This window comes from Nocardia noduli, assembly GCF_019038455.1.
Taxonomy (GTDB): domain Bacteria; phylum Actinomycetota; class Actinomycetes; order Mycobacteriales; family Mycobacteriaceae; genus Nocardia; species Nocardia noduli.
In genome coordinates this window covers 1-403 of sequence record NZ_JAFMPL010000307.1, presented here as the reverse complement: position 1 = coordinate 403, position 403 = coordinate 1, and the positions used below count along the sequence as shown (strand labels likewise).

The window sequence follows — 403 nt, the reverse complement described above, 5'->3', positions numbered from 1 at the left end:
CCCAGGGAATGGCCGACTGCATCCAGACCGCCCTGCGCATGCCGCTCGAAGAGCGCCAGCAGCGCCACCGGGCCCTGCTGGAGCGCATCCGCCGGCAGGACATCCACTGGTGGCGGCGCACCTTCCTGGAAGCGCTGGAGAAGTCGCAGGACTGAGGCCACGCGCCCGGCACACGGTCCACGGCACAATGCGCGCATGGCCCAGGGCAAACGCATCTCCGCAGACATCGCCGACGACGCGCTGGAGGCGATCCGCGCCTTGGGCGCAGCGGCCAGGCAGGCCCGCCTCGCGGCGGGTGACGGCCAGGCCGCCGCCGCGGCGCGCCTCGGGGTGCACGTGCAGACGATCGGCCGCATCGAATCGGGCGAGCCCGGCGTCGCCATCGGGCACGTCGTGGGAATGC

Annotated in this window: 1 protein-coding gene; it reads left to right on the top strand. The window is 73.4% G+C overall.

Going from position 1 to position 403, the window contains the following annotated elements; genetic code table 11:
- Positions 1-195: 195 nt before the first annotated feature.
- Positions 196-403, top strand: a 208-nt coding sequence (locus tag JZ792_RS43800) for a helix-turn-helix domain-containing protein (protein WP_216918462.1), incomplete at its 3' end; no start/stop codon positions are given.